Origin of the sequence: Desulfobacter curvatus DSM 3379, from assembly GCF_000373985.1 — a bacterium.
Lineage (GTDB): Bacteria > Desulfobacterota > Desulfobacteria > Desulfobacterales > Desulfobacteraceae > Desulfobacter > Desulfobacter curvatus.
Genome location: NZ_KB893067.1, coordinates 15,262 through 30,736 on the forward strand (window position 1 = coordinate 15,262; position 15,475 = coordinate 30,736).

At 47.0% G+C, this 15,475-nt stretch carries 14 protein-coding genes; 2 read left to right on the top strand and 12 right to left on the bottom strand.

Annotation, left to right across the window (positions count from 1 at the left end; translation table 11 throughout):
• Positions 1-80: 80 nt before the first annotated feature.
• Both B147_RS30415 and B147_RS0115170 read right to left on the bottom strand, forming a co-directional pair.
• Complete coding sequence (locus tag B147_RS30415) at positions 81-887, bottom strand: helix-turn-helix transcriptional regulator (RefSeq protein WP_157237905.1); 807 nt, start codon at positions 885-887, stop codon at positions 81-83.
• A gap of 317 nt (positions 888-1,204) precedes the next feature.
• On the bottom strand, positions 1,205-2,221 hold the full coding sequence (locus B147_RS0115170; RefSeq protein ID WP_020588050.1) for a helix-turn-helix transcriptional regulator: 1,017 nt from the start codon (positions 2,219-2,221) through the stop codon (positions 1,205-1,207).
• A gap of 307 nt (positions 2,222-2,528) precedes the next feature.
• Between B147_RS0115170 and B147_RS0115175 the strand changes: the two genes are divergently transcribed.
• Positions 2,529-2,915, top strand: a complete 387-nt coding sequence (locus tag B147_RS0115175; RefSeq protein ID WP_157237906.1) for a hypothetical protein — start codon at positions 2,529-2,531, stop codon at positions 2,913-2,915.
• An 8-nt stretch (positions 2,916-2,923) separates the two neighbouring features.
• Here the strand turns inward: B147_RS0115175 and epmA are convergent, their stop codons facing one another.
• From epmA to B147_RS0115190, 3 genes are read right to left on the bottom strand one after another with little or no spacing between them, the layout of a single operon-like run.
• Complete coding sequence (gene epmA / locus B147_RS0115180) at positions 2,924-3,835, bottom strand: EF-P lysine aminoacylase EpmA (protein ID WP_020588052.1); 912 nt, start codon at positions 3,833-3,835, stop codon at positions 2,924-2,926.
• A gap of 23 nt (positions 3,836-3,858) precedes the next feature.
• Complete coding sequence (locus B147_RS0115185) at positions 3,859-5,172, bottom strand: histone deacetylase family protein (RefSeq protein WP_020588053.1); 1,314 nt, start codon at positions 5,170-5,172, stop codon at positions 3,859-3,861.
• A 10-nt stretch (positions 5,173-5,182) separates the two neighbouring features.
• The gene (locus tag B147_RS0115190) at positions 5,183-6,877 is read right to left on the bottom strand and encodes a hydantoinase/oxoprolinase family protein (RefSeq protein ID WP_020588054.1); all 1,695 of its coding nucleotides are present in this window, start codon (positions 6,875-6,877) and stop codon (positions 5,183-5,185) included.
• A 188-nt stretch (positions 6,878-7,065) separates the two neighbouring features.
• On the opposite strand from B147_RS0115190, the gene B147_RS0115195 reads away from it, so the two are divergent.
• The gene (locus B147_RS0115195; protein WP_020588055.1) at positions 7,066-7,788 is read left to right on the top strand and encodes an enoyl-CoA hydratase/isomerase family protein; all 723 of its coding nucleotides are present in this window, start codon (positions 7,066-7,068) and stop codon (positions 7,786-7,788) included.
• 8 nt (positions 7,789-7,796) lie between these two features.
• On the opposite strand, the gene B147_RS0115200 is transcribed toward B147_RS0115195, so the two are convergent.
• The 7 genes from B147_RS0115200 to lpxC form a co-directional block, all read right to left on the bottom strand.
• The gene (locus B147_RS0115200) at positions 7,797-8,693 is read right to left on the bottom strand and encodes a selenium metabolism-associated LysR family transcriptional regulator (RefSeq protein WP_020588056.1); all 897 of its coding nucleotides are present in this window, start codon (positions 8,691-8,693) and stop codon (positions 7,797-7,799) included.
• Positions 8,694-8,986: 293 nt separating this feature from the next.
• Complete coding sequence (coaD, locus tag B147_RS0115205; RefSeq protein WP_020588057.1) at positions 8,987-9,538, bottom strand: pantetheine-phosphate adenylyltransferase; 552 nt, start codon at positions 9,536-9,538, stop codon at positions 8,987-8,989.
• Positions 9,492-10,103, bottom strand: coding sequence for a 16S rRNA (guanine(966)-N(2))-methyltransferase RsmD (gene rsmD, locus B147_RS0115210; protein ID WP_020588058.1), 612 nt, complete (start codon positions 10,101-10,103; stop codon positions 9,492-9,494). Before rsmD ends, coaD begins: the two co-directional genes overlap by 47 nt.
• Positions 10,103-11,461, bottom strand: coding sequence for a sigma-54-dependent transcriptional regulator (locus tag B147_RS0115215; protein WP_020588059.1), 1,359 nt, complete (start codon positions 11,459-11,461; stop codon positions 10,103-10,105). The genes rsmD and B147_RS0115215 overlap by 1 nt, the downstream gene beginning before the upstream one ends.
• 49 nt (positions 11,462-11,510) lie before the next feature.
• Complete coding sequence (locus B147_RS0115220; protein ID WP_020588060.1) at positions 11,511-13,733, bottom strand: ATP-binding protein; 2,223 nt, start codon at positions 13,731-13,733, stop codon at positions 11,511-11,513.
• Between the two features lie 142 nt (positions 13,734-13,875).
• A complete protein-coding gene (locus B147_RS0115225) occupies positions 13,876-14,520 on the bottom strand; it encodes a DUF4390 domain-containing protein (protein WP_020588061.1) in 645 nt (214 codons plus the stop codon).
• Positions 14,480-15,349: a UDP-3-O-acyl-N-acetylglucosamine deacetylase gene (gene lpxC, locus B147_RS0115230; RefSeq protein ID WP_020588062.1), complete on the bottom strand. Its 870-nt coding sequence runs from the start codon at positions 15,347-15,349 to the stop codon at positions 14,480-14,482. Before lpxC ends, B147_RS0115225 begins: the two co-directional genes overlap by 41 nt.
• Positions 15,350-15,475 lie beyond the last annotated feature (126 nt).

A 15,475-nucleotide genomic window follows, 5' to 3' on the forward strand; every position in this document is an offset into this window, starting at 1 on the left:
GAGGTGCTGGTAACTGGCTATTTTTAATTAGCCCGATCGTATTTTTTTAGTCCAGAGCATAATATTCTTTCAAGACTTATTTAATAGAAATTTTCACTGGGCAGGCAGCCGAAATATTTTTTAAACGCCTTGGTAAAATAGCTGGGGCTGGAATAGCCCACCGCATAGGCGGCTTGGGTGACATTCATCTGGCCATCCATCAAAAAATCCATGGCAGTTTCAAGGCGGCGGTTGCGCAGATATTCAAAGGGTGTAACACCGTAAACAATCCGAAAACAGCGGTGCAGCTTACTGCGGCACATCCCAACGGACCGGGCCAATTGATTCAGATCAGGGCTTGTTTCCAGATCCCCAGCCAGCAGATGAGCTGCCTCCCGTATACGATTCAGGTCCGGGGCCGGTAAATGCCCGGTGCCTGGTTTCTGGTTGTCAACGTATTCAATTTGTTCGATTTTATGCGCAATCAGTTCCAGGGCTTTGCTTTCAAGAAAAAATGTTTTGGCCCATCCCTGGTATGGACAGTTAAATATGTGAAAAATTGTGGCGCGCATGGCTGGTGTGATTTGGCCTTTATGGCAGAAGGCCCTGTTAGGCAAATTCTCAAGTTGCGACGGCAACCCTTTAGTTTCCCCTTCGGAAAAAGCGTAAAACCGCTTCAAATCCATTAAGATACTTATGTGCACAACCCGTTCCATATCTACGGTTTCGGTAAGGTCAACCAAATCTTTGAAACAATTAAAACCGGCGTGACCCGGCCCGATGTCTTTGCCTTTTTTTTGTCCCGACGAATATACTTGGCTGCAGCCTGACAAGCGGAATCCGAATCCAATGGGCGCAAAAGGGGGAACATACTCCAGGGTAACGGGACATTCAGGTGTATAGTCCATTATGATCAATTGCATCCCTGATTTGAGGGGAATACTTTTTATGTATCCCTCTCCCATGGAAGGGGGAAGACAAATCCGATTCGCTTTCGTGGGATTTACCAGGACTTGAGGCGCTATATATATCTTTTCCATTTCAACAGATCTTTGGAAGCAAAGCCGAACAAACCGGTTACACATCCCAACCAACTATTCAACCCCATACGCCGCCGGAATCAACTATCTTCAATTTATATCATCTCATGAGGAACGCCTTATCTATCCGGCTGCCGGGGCAAGGATGCGACACCGTTTGAACAACTTTTTCTCCTTAATACAATTTATATTTTAAAATTACAGCCATGGGCCGGGCAGTCCGGATTTCCGTCTTTTTTAAGGATTCCGGGATTAATACTGAACTGTTTTTTAAAAGCCTTTGAAAAGTGGCTGACATTGATGTATCCAACTGCATTGGCAGCTTCAGACACAGAGTGGTTTTTTTCTCTGATCAGGGCCCAAGCCTGTTCCATTTTCAGTTTTTGAACAAAGGTGAAAATGGTGGTATTAAAAGTTCTTTTAAACTCTTTTTTCAAAGTAAATTCGTTGAGGCCGCAACGCCTGGCCAGCACCGGGATAGTGGGCGGATCCAAAAAATCCGTCGTTAAAATGGACTTTGCGTGCGCCAGCTGATCTCTGATTTCAGATTTTAAAGGCGGTCCTGCAGCCTTTCGCGCATTTTGGCAAAACAGTTCCACCTGGCGGGACAGAAGTATCATAGCCCGGCTCTGGTAAAACAACTCAAGGGCCGCCCCCATAAGCGGCGGTGGATTCAGGACTTCCAGGGCTGTTTTTCTTAATTCCGGATCCAGGGGATAAGATAAAAATTCCTGCCCACGGAAGAGACGGATCTGCTTTTCCCCTCCAACATCAGCAATGAGATGGTCCGGAAGATAGCTGTGTAAAAGGCGGGGGTCAATAAGCAGTTCCACACAGGTGACCGGAAGTGAGGGGTCAACGACCATTCTACCCCATGCCCCCTTAAGAGAGCCAATGGTATTGGTGTTGGGTCCGATATGTTGATTTTTTTCCTTAAAACCGCCCGGGCTTGAAAATATACTTGAAAAGCGGCCTGAAAGTGTCAGGCAGAAGGTAACAGGGGCGTTGCCCACCCTGAAATCGATACGGGGATAGTCATTGGCAGGGCCTGTCATGATACTCAGGTAAAGCCCGGGGGCAACCGGTATAATTTCCGGTAAAAAAGCCATGTCTTCCGCCCCTTTAATCTCAAAAATTAATTCGCCCAACTGCCCGGAAACCGGATAGATAAAATCGGATCTCATCTGAATAGAAGCGGTCATAAACTGTTCTTCCTTAATTCATATAGGGTGTGTTTCAGTCAAAATCCGTCATTGGAACGGTTTTGTAACACCATTGATTCTGTATACAACAACAATAAGTTTGATACAACTAAAAAATAATGCTTGACATAATCAATATTCTTATTTATTAATTTAGCCGTGCCTAACTTATGCTGTTATATACAACCATATATATATTTTAACAACTTATTAATTCAACGAATTAAAGATGAAAGCCCCACCGATTACTTATGTTGCCGGCAAGGAAAAGACAAGGCTTACTGCAAACATAATGGAAGGAAAAAAAATGGAGAATAATTTTACCATGGAAACCCATAAACAGGATAAAACTATTCATATCGATATGAAAGGAATCTTTGACGGGGCTTCCGCTTTTGCCCTGATCCATGAAATTGGAAATAGGATTTACGATGCGAATAATAGTATTTATGTTGAAACCAAAGATATCTCAAAGGTTTATCCTTTCGGCAGAGCGATTTTGGCTTCTAAGCTGCCTAAAATATGCAGAAAATGCATCTATTTCAGCGGTGATATGGCCAACCGGATTGCCCCTGAGGGATGCCCCATAGAAAACGGCAGCCTTCATCAGGGTTGCCGGAAATGCACCGGAAACTGCAAAAATTGCCCGTGCAAAAAATCAGTCGTTAAACGAACTCCAGAGTATAAAAAATAGTATCGTCCTTAAAGCAACTCGGGAGGGAAAGCAACAACCTGTTCAATATCCGGGGCATCGCAGAAGAGCATTACCAGACGGTCCATGCCAAGGGCAATGCCCGCAGCGGGCGGCATTAAGGCAAGGTCGGATAAAAACTTTTCAGGCAGGGGCAGTTTTGCCTTACCCCGACGGATGCGCAGCTCATTTTCCATTTCAAACCGTTTCCTCTGAAGTTTATGGTCGGTCAGTTCCGTGAATCCGTTGGCTAGTTCAATGCCTGCGACATACATCTCAAATCTTTGGGCAGTATCCGGTTTTTCAGGATGAACCGCAGAAAGACTTGCCATGGATATGGGGTAATCATAAAGGAAACAGGGACGGGATGCGCCTAAATGGGGTTCAATGTCAAAACTGATAATCTCATCAAACTGTCCGGTATCAATGGCCTGATTCAAAGAAAGATCGGAAAATCGCTCAAACGCCTCGGCAACCGTCAGCCGATCAAAGGCATCTGCCAGGTCCAGGGAGGCACCCTGATAGACCAGGTGCCCCGGTGAGCCCAGACCTTGTGCGATATGGCGCAAAAGCCCCTGGCACTGATCCATGAGATCTTCATAGGTCTGACGGACGGCATACCACTCAAGCAGTGTCAGTTCAGGCAAATGACGCTGCCCGCGCTCTCCTAAGCGGAAACATTTGCAGATCTGAAAAATTTTATCTGCGCCCCGGGCCAAAAGCCGTTTCATACACAGCTCCGGTGAGGCCTGAAGATATGCCCCCTGGGATGTCACCGGATCAATATGGGCTTCGGGAATGATTGATGGGCACCGAAGCGGGGTTTCCACCTCGATAAAGTCCATGGAATGAAAAAAATCCCTTGTCAATTCCATGACAAGGGATCTTTTTTTTAAATTATCCAATAAGTTGGAACTATTCATCTTTTTTACTTTTTGACAGGCTGCTACTGCTTGACCTCGTACAGATCCTTTGTCCGATCCTGGAGATAGATGCGCCGGTATTTGGTTTTATCGGCCTGGTCATAAAATTCATAACCCTGCTCCCGGCATGCTTTGCAGGCATTGATGGGGATATGAACGCCCAAAATATGATTTCCCGGTGTGGCATCGGAATCCACCTCAAAACTGCCCCCGCAATCCCTGCATACCCGGATTTTTTCTTTCTGGCGCTCAAAAATATTGTCCGTGTCATAAAAGACTTCCCGGTGGCGGGTCATAATCTGCCCGGGTTCGCCGGCAGCTTCTCTCATTTCATACCGCTGGCCCCAGTAGCGCATGATCTGGTCGCAGGTCTGTTTGATTTTATCCGTGGTACTCACCGACTGCTTAAGCCTTTCCGGATCATAATTAGGTTCCACCACGCCGGAATAGTCGATACCTGCCATGGCAAGGATAATGCCCAGATTGACATAAGGCAGGGCTCCTTCAATGGCATACCCCCCTTCAAGCACCGCAATGTCCGGTTTAAGCATGGAAGTCATACGCGCATACCCCTGGGCAGAAAAATTCATATTGGTCAAAGGGTCTGTGTAGTGGTTGTCCTGGCCAGCGGAATTGACCACGAGATCCGGTTTGAACTCCTCGATTACCGGCAGCACACAATTTTCAATAACATAGAGATACCCTTTGGTGGACGTACCCGGGGGAAGTGGAATATTCAAATTGGACCCCTTGGCATTGGGACCACCCAGTTCACTGGGAAAGCCTGTACCCGGATACATGGTCCGCCCGTCCTGGTGCAACGAGATAAACAGCACATCAGGGTCATGCCAGAAAATATCATTGGTACCGTCCCCGTGGTGGCAGTCCGTATCAATGACGGCAATACGCTTGACGCCATACTGGGAACGAATATATTCCACCATGACCGCTTCAATATTGATATGGCAGAATCCCCGGCCTCCGTGGGTCACCCGCATGGCATGATGTCCCGGAGGTCTGACCAGGGCAAAGCCGTTTTTGACCTCTTTTAACATAACGGCATTGGCAATGGCCTTAGCACCACCCGCAGAGATCAGATGGGATTCGGTTGTAACGGTCTGTTCATCAGGAACACAGAAATGGGCTCTTTGTAAATCTTGCGGGGTTACGAGTTCAGGTTTGTACTCTATGATTTCGGGTACATCAAAAATCCCTTCTTCAGTGACCTGGTCCTGGGTATATAAAAGCCGCTCTTCCCTTTCAGGGTGGGTAGGGTCAATGGCCCAATCAAATGCAGGAAAAAAGACCAGCCCTGTTTTATGAGGTGCGTTTAACATGGTATCCCCTTTAATTTTCCAGCGCCTGCCGGTTAAGCATTGATTCATACCCATGTATCAGGCCGGGTTTAAGCTGAATTTTAGTCCGAAATATTTTTCCCTTGGGAGAAAAGTTGCGCACAATATTAAATTCCTGGAACTCCACCACTTCCACTTCGTTGAGATTATCGGGATCAGCCCCTGCATTTTCCGCTTTGTCCTTTAACAGGCTGTAAGCGGTCTCCACCAGATCATCTTTAGAAAAGGATTTGGAAACAGGCTCAGCAAAATCCTCCTCATGGGCGGTGACAACGCCCTGTTCCGTGTCGGCATTCACCGTGACCTCACAGGTGGTCCTGGCAAGGGCTGCGCCAATGGCGTTTGCCACCGACGCATAGGGGACCGCTATGGTCTCAAGCTGATACATCTCCTGGATTTTCTCGGCAAAAAATCTGGCCGGTCCACCCATGAGAAGGATCGTGTCCGGACTAAATTTATACCCTTCTAGGAAATCATGAACCGTATAAACGGGCTTGGCATTCAACGCATCAATCATCTCAAAGGTTTTTTTCAAAATGATATTGCAGCAAATTTTAAATATATGTTCCGCAGCGTCTTTCTCGTCCGTTCCCAGCTCATCGGCAATGGACTTTATACCCTGCCGGGCACGGTCCTGATCCCCCGCTTCCATGAGCCCTAAAACCACCAGGGCATCCGTGGGCGTGGGTATTGGTCCGCCAAAGGCCATGGCCGGTCCCACACGGTCGGGTCCCACAGTAAGCATGCCTTTGTCATTGACCCTTAAGGCCGAGTCTCCACCAATACCTTTGGAAACCGTTCGCAAAGACCGAATCAGACTTTTATATCCCCCGCGCTGGATTCCCACGGGCTCAAGCAACGGAGTTCTATCCACCAAAAAGGCAATATCCGTGGTGGTACCGCCGATGTCAAGTACAACGGCATCCTGGCCTTCAGGGGCATAGGGAATGGCCCCCATGATACTGGCTGCAGGCCCAGATAAAACCGTCTGGGCCGGGAAATCCATTGATGCTTCCAATGTCATGGTGCCGCCATCCGCTTTAAGGATTTGAATGGGTACGGTAAGCCCCATTTCCTCAAGGGATTGCTCAACGGCCTGGAAAAATTCTTTATGCAGGGGGTATACGGCCGCATTCATATAAGTGGTGGCGATACGCCGGGGAAAATTCAAATTACCGGAGACATGGTGCCCCAGAAAAATCTGTTTAAACTGCTTGTTTAATATCCGTTTGATCAAAATTTCATGGGAAGGATTTCTAACACAGAATTTACTGACAACCCCTACATACTCAATGCCCGCCTGTTTGAGCTTTTCGCCCACAATCTGAATTTCCATCTCATTGATCGGTTTTATTTCCCGGCCACGGTGGTTGATGGACCCCCCCACGGCATAATAGTCATCCCCGGTCCTGAAATTTTCCGGATCTACACCCGGCCCGGCTGAAACGATCATGCCCACCGGTGTTACGGTCTGCTGAACAATGGCGTTGGTGGTCAGGGTGGTGGAGATGACAACCCGCTCAATGCATTTGGGATCGACGTCCTCAAGAATTAAAGTAAAACCTGAAAGAACACTTTTAAACAAATTGTCCGGCTGGGTGGGCACTTTTACATGTTTTTGAACACCTTTCTGGCTGAGAAAAACAACGTCTGTATGTGTGCCTCCGACATCTAATCCTAAAATCATGGCGTCTTCCTTGGCATAAAGATTTTGCGCCGAAATATACGGTATTCGGAAAGCTTGTCAGAAATCCATTGGCTTGTCAATGAAGTTTTAGCCCCTTGAAATATGAAATCATTTAATTTATGTTCCATAAACAATGTTTTCGTTTCTAAATATTTTTCAATTATATTTTTAATTCACAGGAGCGTGTATTGGCCGTTGTTGAATGGAAAAAACAAAATGGGGTGGCAATCGTTTCAATGTGTAACGCTGCCAACAGGATGAACAAAATTTTTGCACAGGATTTTAACCGATGCCTGGGCCAGGTCGAAGCAGATGCACAAGTCAAATCCGTGATCCTTACTGCCCTGGATGACAAAAATTTTTCCCAGGGTGTTGATGTGGAGTGGGTCGGTAAAAAATTAAGCGGGAACCAAAGGCAGGACGTCATTGACTTCATGTATGGAATGAACGATGTGTTCAAGCGACTGCTGCTTTTCCCCGTACCTGTAATCGCTGCCGTCAACGGCCATGCCTTTGGCAATGGCGCCATTTTAAGCTGTGCCTGCGATTTCAGGTTCATGAGAAAAGACAAAGGGTTCTTTTGTTTTCCCGAAGTGAATCTCGGCATTCCTTTGCTGCCCGGCATGATCGCTTTGGTGCGCAAGGCGATACCCGAATACATGTTCAACCATATGCTGCTGTCCGGTCGCCGGATGACCGCAGTGGATCTTGAACACGCCGATGTGATTGTCAAAGCCTGTGAAAACCGGGAAGATCTGATGAAAGAGTCCATGGCATTTGCCGCAGGGTTCGACAAAAAACGCGGTATTTTCCGGGAACTGAAAAAGCGGATTCATAAAAGTGTGATCGGAATAATGAATGAACAGGACCCCGAATTAATTGATGCGCTCAATCTGTTTGTCACCGAATGATAAACGTTTCAAGCCAAAACCTGATCCTTTAAGAAGTGAATAAATTTTTCACATATCGGAGATCGGGTTCTCTTCCGGGACAAGGTCAAATAAAAATGCCTGGACAGGTCAAGGTCTTCAACACTCAGGGCATGCAGCCGCCCCCTGGCCAATTCCTCGGTCACCGCAATGGTGGAAAGAATGGAAATACCCACATTATTAAGAATCCCCTGAATAACTGAAACGGAATTTCCCATGGTAACAGCAGGCTCAAGCCGGGATATGTCAACCCCCGCCTTCTCCATGCTGGCGATAACGGTTTTCCAGGTACCTGACCCCTGTTCCCTGGCGATAACCGGCTGGGACAGCAAATCCTTGCAGGTGACACTTTCCCTGTCCGCCCATTCATGTCCGGAGGGCACGACAAGCTTCATTTCATCTTCCACCAGTTTTTCCTGAACAATCTCGGGATCACTGATTTTTGCACCCACCACACCCAGTTCCAATTCACCGTCTTTGACAGCTCGAGAAATCTGGCCGGTATCCCCGACCGTCATTTGGATGGATACATCCGGAAAAGCGATTTTGAATGCCCCCATCATCCTGGGGAGGATATATCCGGCGGGAATGGTTGATCCTCCGATGATCAGCTGGCCTTTTGTATGCCCTAAAAAATCAAGCATGGCGGATTGGGTTTCCTGCTTCAGCGCCAGCATTCGTTTGGCATAGTCATAGAGGATCGAGCCGGCCCGGGTCGGCTCGGTCACCTTGCCCAGCCTGTCCAGCAGGCGACATTGAAAATGTGCCTCCAGCTCCTTGATATGGGTGGACACTGTGGGCTGGGATAGATGAATCTGTTCTGACGCTCTGGAAAAACTTTTCTGCTCAACCACAGAAACAAAGATATGAAGCTGCCACAAATCCACGTTGATAAATCCTTTTACTTAATGGTCATTTAAGATTACTGTCTATACAAATTTGACAATTGCGCACAAACTATGAATTGGGTTGAGTTTCTGATTTAACCCATTTATATCTTTATAAGAAACTCTCTGCAAGCCACAGAGATGTTTCAATATTCGTTGTGGGCCGAACCACGGTCAAAGACCAAGGACGGTCCGTGACCGTTTATAAGAAAGTCTGGGTAAGTTACTCAGATCTTTCAAGCTTTGTTGTGGGCTATGCCTGGGTGTTGATAGACCAGGTCGCCCCATGGCCGCTATTTATAATAATTTTGCCATTTTTTACTTTTCACGAGCGTATCGAATTTCTCTTTTACCCGACGCTCCACGGGTTTGGGAACCATATCGGAGATGTCCCCGCCATACCGGGCGACCTCCTTAATGATGGACGATGAGGTAAAAATCCAGCGCGATCCAGTCATAAGAAAGACCGACTGGACCTCCCTATTCAGTTTTCGGTTCATCAGCGCCATCTGAAATTCACTTTCAAAATCAGACAATGCCCGCATCCCCCGGATAATGGCCACAGCATTTTTCATACGGGCATACTCAACAAGGAGCCCATCAAAGGTCTCTACCTCAACCCTTGCGGAATCCAGCTCGACCGATGGGTCCTCAAAACATTCCTTGATTATGGAGATGCGCTCTTCGGGAGAGAACAAAGGCGTTCTTTTAGACGAATTATACAGCACTCCCACGATCACATGGTCAAAAATTTCCTGGGCGCGCCTGATGACGTCAAGATGCCCGTTTGTGAGGGGATCAAAGGAACCGGGGTAAATGGCTATTGTCCGTTTTCGGGTAATCATACGCATCCTTGTCGTCTGTGGCGGATTTCCGCAAAAATGTAAGAGTTGTCCTTGAGTATTTTTTTTCCAGGTATTTGTCAAGGCTGTTTACAGGATAGTTCAAGCTTTCTTTGGCAGACTGTTCCACAATGATAATTGCCCCGGGGGCCAGGAGTTCAAAAAAACCGGGGGTTTTAATCACCTGTTCGGGATACCCCTTATTATAAGGCGGATCCATGAAAATCAGATCAAAGAGCTGATGGAATACCGGCAGAGACGCGTTGATAAGATCATGACGGATAATCCGGGCATGATCGGCCATCCGGCATAGTTCAACGTTGCGTTTGATCACATTGCATGAAGACCGGGCCGCATCCAAAAATACGGCAGATTGCGCCCCACGGCTCAACGCTTCAAGCCCAAGTGCCCCGGTACCGGCAAACATGTCGAGCACCCTTTTTTCTCGAATATCGGGACCAAGAATATTGAACAATGCCTCCCTGACCCGGTCCGAGGTGGGCCGGATATCCCTTCCCTGAATCTGAACCAGTTTTCTGCCCCGGCAGGCACCACTGATAATACGCATCAGCTTTCCGATATTCTTTTTTTGACAAAGTTCAGGCTTTCTCCCATCTGTTTGGCCGCTGCCTGAAGATCCCCGTTCATCTTATCCACCTTAAAACGGATGAATTCCGATTCAAAGGCGGCTTTTGCCCGGTCCAGTTTTTCCATGTTAAAAATCCGATTACGCACGTCACCCGGTTCGGGGACTGTTTTAATATCGGGATTGTAGGGTGCAGGGATATCATTTTTCCCAATCACGTCACCTTCAACCATAATGGATAAGCGTTCCATCAAATTTTTAAGTTCCCGGACATTTCCCTTCCAATGCCATTGTTTTAAAATCTCAAGGGCCTCTTTGGACAACGTTTTTTTAGGTGCAGATGATTTTTCAGCCAGGTGATTTAAAAAAAAATCAACCAGGATGGGGATATCGTCGATCCGTTCCCTCAAGGCCGGAACATGGATGGGTATGACATTGAGCCTGAAAAACAGGTCTTCCCTGAACCGGCCTTCCTTGATTTCCGTTTCAAGATCTTTGTTGGATGAAGTGATCACGCGCACATCCATGTGCAGGGTCCGGCTGGAACCGATGCGTTGGAAGGTTTTGGATTCCAGGGCCCGCAGCATTTTGGCCTGGGTACTGATGTTCATATCCCCTATTTCATCCAGAAACAAAGTTCCGCCGCCGGCCAGTTCAAACTTGCCTCTGTTTTTTGCTGTGGCCCCTTCAAAGGCCCCTTTCTCATGGCCGAACAGTTCGGATTCCAAATGTTCTTCGGGTATAGCCGCGCAGTTAATAATAATAAAAGGACCTTCGGGACGTTTACTGAACTGGTGAATGGTGCGGGCCACCATCTCCTTGCCCGTACCGTTTTCACCCGTAATCAAAATGGAAGTATCTGTGGGCGCTGCGGCCATAATTTCGCCGTAAAGCTTCTGAACTGCCGGACTTGTGCCGGTAATGGAATTTTTTTCAATGGCCTTTTTTCGAAGGTACCGGTTCTCTTCCTCAAGTTTTCTGAAATTCAGGGCATTGTTGATGGTAAGTATCACCTTGTCAATGGATAACGGCTTTTCCAGAAAATCAAAGGCACCGGATTTCGTGGCATCTACGGCGGATTCAATGGAACCGTGACCGGTGATCATGACCACCGGCAAAGTGGGGTGATGCTGTTTAATCTCCTTTAGAGTGTCAATACCGTCCATGCCGGGCATCCAGATGTCAAGCAGCACAATGTCCGGGGAATGGGAGTCAATTTTTTTAAGGGCTTCGTATCCGTTAAATGCATGAATCACTTCGAATCCGTCATCGGAAAGAATCCCGTCCAGTGAATCAATAATGGAGGATTCGTCATCAACAATCAGGATTGCCGGGTACATAGTCAAAAATCCTTTCTATATTTAAAGCTGCCGGGTACAATTTTTGGCATTAGAGCCCCTCGGCAGGCAGTTCAATGATAAACTTGGCGCCATTGGGCTGATTGTCCTGGACCCGGATCACGCCGTTATGATCTGAAATAATGGAGTTTACAATGGCAAGCCCAAGTCCCATGCCCGTTTTCTTGGTGGAAAAATAGGGTTCAAACAATTTGGTTTTCTCCTTATCTGAAATCCCCTTTCCATCGTCTGCTATTTCAATACGTACGATTTTAAGAATTGGGTCATAGGAGAGATCAATCACAATGGTGCCTTTTTTGTTTATGGCGTAAACCGCATTATCGATAAGGTTAATAAAGGCCTGCTTCATATGCTGATGATCCAGTTTCAAGGTAGGAATATTGTCCTTGAACCGGGTCTGGATATCCACTTGCTCCAAGCCTTCCTTATACAGGGCAACGGTTTCAAAAATAATGTTTTCAATACGGGCCGAAGCAAAATTGGTATCCGGAAATTTGGCAAAGGTGGAAAACTGATTAACCAGGTTCCGAATCAGATCAACATGTTCCACAATGGTGTCGGCACATCCGGTGAAGACCTCATCATTAATGGTTTTACCGTATTTGCGTTTAAGCCGCTGGGCAGACAGCTTGATGGGAGTTAACGGATTTTTCACCTCATGGGCAATGCGCCGGGCCACCTCCCGCCAGGCCACAAGCCGCTGGGCTTTTTCAAGTTCCGTCACATCATCAAACACCAGTACAGCCCCTATATTTTGGCCGGTATCGTCCTTGAGCGCGGTATAATTCAAGGAAAAATGCTTGGGTACGCCGGCCACGGAGGCAGAGACCGGAATCTTGACATGGGTGCCCCCCTCCTCTGCCTGTTCAAATATCTTATCAGCCAAAGCCAGGTATTCTCCCGTCAGGATTTTCCTGAAATTTTTATTAAGAATATCATGACTGTTCACATCCAGCATGGACTCGGCAGCTTTGTTCATGGTAGTGATGGTTCCCTCATTGTCCATGGAAACAACACCGGCGGAGATGTTTTTCAAAACGATCTCAATGTACTGGCGGCTTTTTTCCAACTCGACATTTTGCTGTTTGAGCATGCTTTCGGACAGGGCAATCTGCCGGCGGCCGCCAGCCAATTGGCGGGTCATGGAGTTAAAGCTTTTAATCAGGGTACCGATCTCATCGTCGGTCTTAAAATCAATCTGATACGCCATGTCACCGTCTATGATCCGCTGGGTGCCCTCGGCAAATTTCATAATGGGAATGGTGATGGACTTGGCAATCTGGAATCCAAACCACACCGCACAAAACACGACAAGAAACGCCACAATAGACAAAGCAATATAATAAGAAATCTGGGCTGGCCTCTTTGTCAGTTTGAGCTGGTGGTACTCCTCCACGCCTTTGAGAATGGATTTTAAATTATCAGACAGGTCCGGGGCCATCAGGGTGGTTATCACAATAAAGCCGGCAGCCTTGTTCGGCGCCAGGTCAAAGGGGATTGTGCATACGGTGCGTAAAAACTCACCCTGATCCATGGTCTGGTAGACGGTATGACTGGCGCGGCCATCCGGTATTCCTCTTAACTCCGTGGTAGTCAGCAAACCAAAATGCATGTTCTCCAGCTCGCTGGCTAAAGAAAGGCTTACCCGCTGGGCACCCGGGGTGTAGATCTCTACAGCATGGCGATTAAAGGCGCGCTGGATCACTTGGGTGTACCGGCTGAGTTTCTCCTGATTTTCAGGCTTAAGCAGATCCCGGGAATGAATCTGAAACGCCCCCCTTTTGGCAAAAAAAGCATTTTTCTCTTCAATATAATCATACAGGGTCTGCCCCACGGCCAAAGAGGCATCCAGGGTCTGCTCCACAGGGGCATTGAACCAGAAAGCAATGGAGGTGGAAATAAACTGAATGGAAAAGAAAAAGAGCACAGTGGTAGGCAAAAGGGCCAGCACAACAAACGCAACGGTCAGGCGGGTTTTAATTTTGGACCCCAGGATGTTATTTTTTCGCTCATAATAGAGTTTTGCAAGATTTCTGAAAACCAATAGCAGAAGGGTAAGTAACAACAGCAGGTTGATGTTTATCAAAATAAACATCAACACGGTGGATGACAGAGGCAGTCCGGTTCCAAAAGGCGTGACGCGGGTTTCAAGCACTGTCAGCACCCCAACGGCCAGAAGCAGACATAAAATGGCAACGCCTTCTCTTTTTCGGCCGGATCGTTTTTGTCCTGTGTTCTGTGGTATCTGGGTCATAGATGCCTTTTATAAGAAAATAGAGAATAGAAACAAGAGGGCAAAGCGCCTGCGGCGCCCATTTTAGCCTGTATTGTTGGAGTCTTTAGTTTCATTGTTTGTTGTAGGCATGCTGACGGACGTTCAAGACGGCCCGTGGCCGTTAATAGGTGAAATTAATCACATACCAGTCCGTTTCAAAATCCCAGTAAGAGACAAAAAAGAAAACATAGTGCAATGCCAGGGGCAACGTGACTTTTTCAAGTTCAGCCTTGATCCGGATCTGGTATTTATCCCCTTTTACCAGTTGGTCAAGGGGCACCACCTTCAGGTTATCAATTTCGGTCATCCAGGTCTTTGCCTCATCAAAGGATTTCGTGGTCAATGCGGGTGCATCCTTCCACTGGCAGACAACCGTGTATTCCTTTTTCATGGAATTGTATTTTATTGTTGCCTGGGTTTTGATATCAGTGATCTTCTTGTCAAATAGACTGCTTGACGTTTTAAATAAGGTTACATAGAACGTAAACGAGGTGGAAATGCCATTCTCAACGGCCTGGGTGTTTTTTTCATTAAAGGCATTTTCCACCTTGAAATAAGCAAACAGATCATCCCGGGTATTGGCCAGTTTAATATCGGAAAGAACCGCACTGTCATGGGCAAGGGCGCTGTCCGGGACAATAAAAAGGATGCCTGTGATAAAAAAGACAACTGCACATAAAAATTTTGTAATGGCCCCTTTAATTATCATCGGCATTGAGTTCTGGTCAGCGCGTTGCAGGACCTGTTTCCCAGGCCTGCTTTTCATCAAGAAATTTCTTTATAAACAGATGGTTCAGGTGATGCCCGGATTTATGGGTGATAATATGCCCCTGGATGGGCATCCCCAGAAGGGAAAAATCCCCAAGGCAGTCCAGCAGCTTGTGCCGGACAAATTCATCCGGATACCGCAGCCCCCCTTCATTCAAAATTTTATCATTGTCAATCACAATGGCATTGTCAAGGCTTCCGCCTTTGCCAAGACTGAATTTTTTCAACAACTCAAGATCTTTTACAAACCCAAAAGTACGAGCCCCGCATATTTCCTTTTCAAAGCTGTTTTCTGCCCTGTCAAAGACAATTTCCTGCAGGCCGATGAGCGGATGATCAAACTCAATGGAGCAGGATATCCTGAAACAGGATTCCGGTTCCACCCGGACCCATTTTTCTCCATCTGTGATTTCTATGGGTTGGTTCACGATAAAAAGGTGCCTGGGCCTATCCTGCTCTTTCAGGCCCACTTTGGATATTGCCCGGGTAAATTCCCTGGCTGATCCGTCCATAATCGGGATCTCATAATCGTCCACCTCCACCAGGGCATTGTCAATACCAAGGCCTGCAAAACTTGCCATCAAATGCTCAATTGTGGAGACAATAGCACCATGGTTCCCAATCACTGTGGCAAGGCTGGTATCCACCACCAGTTTGAAAAGCGCCGGGATATCGGGGGTCCCGGGAAGATCAAGGCGCCGGAATTTAATCCCATGGTTTTCCTCGGCCGGGTGTATGGTCAGATTTGTTTTTTTACCCGAATGAACGCCCGTCCCCGAAAGGGTCACCTTTTCAGCGATGGTTTGCTGATTATAAAAACTGTTCATTGTCCGTTCCAAATTGTCTGAATATGATAAAACGTGGTATATATAGCTGATTTGAAAATACAAAGCAAAACAAATGAGAAAAATATTAGATTTGCCAATCTTTTTTGATAATTTAATATAATTTCA

What these genes read in the sequence shown, in the direction of transcription:
- B147_RS30415 (WP_157237905.1), bottom strand. Translation starts at nt 887, where the DNA reads ATGGACTATACACCTGAATGTCCCGTTACCCTGGAGTATGTTCCCCCT.
- B147_RS0115170 (WP_020588050.1), bottom strand. Translation starts at nt 2,221, where the DNA reads ATGACCGCTTCTATTCAGATGAGATCCGATTTTATCTATCCGGTTTCC.
- B147_RS0115175 (WP_157237906.1), top strand. Translation starts at nt 2,529, where the DNA reads ATGGAGAATAATTTTACCATGGAAACCCATAAACAGGATAAAACTATT.
- epmA (WP_020588052.1), bottom strand. Translation starts at nt 3,835, where the DNA reads ATGAATAGTTCCAACTTATTGGATAATTTAAAAAAAAGATCCCTTGTC.
- B147_RS0115185 (WP_020588053.1), bottom strand. Translation starts at nt 5,172, where the DNA reads ATGTTAAACGCACCTCATAAAACAGGGCTGGTCTTTTTTCCTGCATTT.
- B147_RS0115190 (WP_020588054.1), bottom strand. Translation starts at nt 6,877, where the DNA reads ATGATTTTAGGATTAGATGTCGGAGGCACACATACAGACGTTGTTTTT.
- coaD (WP_020588057.1), bottom strand. Translation starts at nt 9,538, where the DNA reads ATGATTACCCGAAAACGGACAATAGCCATTTACCCCGGTTCCTTTGAT.
- rsmD (WP_020588058.1), bottom strand. Translation starts at nt 10,103, where the DNA reads ATGCGTATTATCAGTGGTGCCTGCCGGGGCAGAAAACTGGTTCAGATT.
- B147_RS0115215 (WP_020588059.1), bottom strand. Translation starts at nt 11,461, where the DNA reads ATGTACCCGGCAATCCTGATTGTTGATGACGAATCCTCCATTATTGAT.
- B147_RS0115220 (WP_020588060.1), bottom strand. Translation starts at nt 13,733, where the DNA reads ATGACCCAGATACCACAGAACACAGGACAAAAACGATCCGGCCGAAAA.
- B147_RS0115225 (WP_020588061.1), bottom strand. Translation starts at nt 14,520, where the DNA reads ATGAAAAGCAGGCCTGGGAAACAGGTCCTGCAACGCGCTGACCAGAAC.
- lpxC (WP_020588062.1), bottom strand. Translation starts at nt 15,349, where the DNA reads ATGAACAGTTTTTATAATCAGCAAACCATCGCTGAAAAGGTGACCCTT.